The sequence below is a fragment of the Candidatus Cardinium sp. cByotN1 genome, from assembly GCF_022810525.1.
Lineage (GTDB): Bacteria > Bacteroidota > Bacteroidia > Cytophagales > Amoebophilaceae > Cardinium.
In genome coordinates, this window is sequence record NZ_JAACGG010000170.1 from 1 (window position 1) to 2,828 (window position 2,828).

General features: G+C 36.1%; 2 protein-coding genes. Both read right to left on the bottom strand.

What is annotated here, in order from left to right; translation table 11 throughout:
- Nucleotides 1-328: 328 nt before the first annotated feature.
- Complete coding sequence (gene gap, locus MUW73_RS04200; protein WP_243018710.1) at nt 329-1,315, bottom strand: type I glyceraldehyde-3-phosphate dehydrogenase; 987 nt, start codon at nt 1,313-1,315, stop codon at nt 329-331.
- A 73-nt stretch (nt 1,316-1,388) separates the two neighbouring features.
- Nucleotides 1,389-2,588: a hypothetical protein gene (locus MUW73_RS04205; protein ID WP_243018709.1), complete on the bottom strand. Its 1,200-nt coding sequence runs from the start codon at nt 2,586-2,588 to the stop codon at nt 1,389-1,391.
- Nucleotides 2,589-2,828 lie beyond the last annotated feature (240 nt).

The following is a 2,828-nucleotide window of genomic DNA, read 5'->3' on the forward strand; positions in this document are numbered from 1 at the left end:
AAAAGTAGCTTTAAAAATTTCATTTTTTACCAGTGTCAGGAACAGATACATTTTACAAGGGGCGTTTTTTTCTTCACGTACACTGCCATAGTGGTGAATAGATACTTTTAAATTGCATTTTTTAATTCCGTTTGATTACTAATTCCTAACCCTAAGTTTGGTTGCCATTCTCGTAAGTCAAATGCTACAGTAATGTCTAAATACATGTTTTTTGAAAGAATGGCTGCGGTCTTTTAATCTATATTTTTCATTTAAATTCCAATCCGTTTCTCCATATCTTTTTAAAAAAAATAGTGTCATTTTTTACCAAAATCTGTAAACAGGGCCTTTAAAGTAATCGTATGATATCTACCAAACGTTGCGCATAGGCCCCTTCATTATCATACCAACTGATCACTTTTACCAATTTACCCTTTACGTAAGTTAATTTGCCATCAAAAAGAGAAGAGTGCGTGTTACCGATCACATCTACAGAAACAATGGGGTCTTCCGTGTAAGCCAGTATATGCTTAAGTGGCCCTTGAGCTGCTTGTAACATCGCTTGGTTTAAGGCTTCCTGAGTAGTTTCATGCTTTAATAGAGCTGTAAAGTCAACTGCTGAGCCATTAGCAACAGGAACACGCATGGCTATACCATCTAATTTGCCATCTAAATGGGGCATAACAAGGCCTATTGCTTTAGCAGCACCTGTAGCAGTAGGAATAATAGACAGGGCAGCGGCTCTTGCTCTTCTTAAATCACTATGGGGGGCATCTTGTAAGGATTGATCAGCCGTATAGGCATGAATCGTATTAACCAAACCCTGCTCTATACCAAAATGATCATCTAATACTTTAACAACTGGTGCCAAACAATTGGTTGTACAAGAAGCATTAGATACAATAGATGGTTTTGTTCTTAAAACAGCATCATTGACCCCCAACACAACTGTTGGAATGCCATCACCCTTAGCAGGCGCAGAAAGAATTACTTGTTTGGCACCTGCTCTCAAATGGCTATTGGCACCCTCTTTATCTAAAAAACGCCCTGTAGCCTCTAGCACTATATCTACACCTAGGTCTTTCCAGGGCAATGCAGATGGATTGGGGGAGCAATAGCTATTGATGCGTTTGTTATCTATCGTTATGCTGGTATCGTCAAAGGTAATGTTTCCCTTAAAAGAACCGTAGTTAGAATCATACTTAAACAAGTGGGCTAAGGTAATACTATTTGCTAGATCGTTAAGGGCCACTACCTGTAGGTCATTACAGCTTACAAGCTTACGTAAAACTAGTCGACCAATACGGCCAAATCCATTAATTGCAATCTTTTTCATAATTAAAATGTATCATCCTATATCCATCCATCCATTCAATAGCTTTCCCAAGCACGCAAAAATAGAAAACTAGCTACAGCCTTGAATTTTCTAAAGCTTCTATAGCATTATCAAGTTTGGTCAATAGCATGCGTTGGTATTTGTTAGTGTGCCAAAACAACTGCAACTTTTTACCAGCACCAAATGATGCCGGATGATTACACAACAGAAGCGTATCCTTGGGCCAGCCTTTGTATAGGTAAATCATTGTGTCCAAAAGATCTTTACGCTCTTTATCGGTTGGAAAAACTTCAAAAAACACATCTGCCAAATTATCAAGTCCCTCCTGATCTGCTTTAGCAAAAAGCTCTTTCAATTTTGCTGCATCTTCTGGTTTTAAATCCAACACATAGAGTGAAAATAGCGTTCTATCCTCACCTTGCAATTTTAGTTTCTTGCCCCATTCATCTTGTGGTATATCGTCATCCTCTTTATTTTCTTGTTCTTCGGCTTTTTGTTGAATTAAATTGTTTATAGCTGCATCTTCTTTGTCATCATTAGAGCCAGGATCGTCCTTGGAATCACAATCAACATCGGAAGGGCCATTCGGCTGACCATTAGCCAAGTGGTTTTTTTCATTTTTTTCCATAGCTTTTTTTATGATCTCTTGCCGCTTCTCATCTGGCAGACTTATGAATGTTTTTTTAGTATCCTCATTTATATTTTTCAATTCATTAGGCAGGTGTGATATAATCAGTTGCTCTACATCAATTGGGCTAGTAGATTGAACAATTTGTTTTTTTAATGCAGTGGCTTGATCGTCTGGTAACACCTGGAGAAGGTCTATGTAATATTGTTGTGTTTGGATAGAAGCATGATCAATCATCTTCAACTCATTTTGGTATTGCTTGATAAGCTTTTCTGCATGATTGATATCAAAAGCGTTAGTAAACGCTTGTTTACATAGCGCTCTTTCAGGTTGAGGTAGCAGTTTAAGTATCCCCTTATAGTCTATACACTTTTCTATAAAAAAGGTTAAACGATCTGGTTCTTTGATTGTGTTAATTTTTTTTTCTAAAGCTTGCCTCTCATCATCATCTAACACCTGAGTTAGTTCTAAATAACGTTTTTTTATATTGTAAGGCAAACTACCTAACACTTCATTACGTTGTGGTACAAGGTCTTTTCGTACACCAACACAACCTGTAAAAGGGCAATAGGCTACCACTAAGGCGTAAAAGAAAAAATATTGTATAAACAATGAATGAATTTTATGGCTCTTGTTATTTAGCATATGAGGGGCTGTAAAGTTTTGTAAAAAACAATAAATTGAATACAAATATAATAACTAATTTCTCAAAATAACTTACCTATAAATAAGCATAAGAAGCGCACTTAATAGTATCTGTTCACGCAATGGCGTCAACTTAAGGAATTTTTAATTATTTTTATTTGATTATAAGTTTTTTATCTTACTTTTTTATCAAGCAAAAAGTAGCTTTAAAAAATTCATTTTTTACCAGTTTCAGGAACA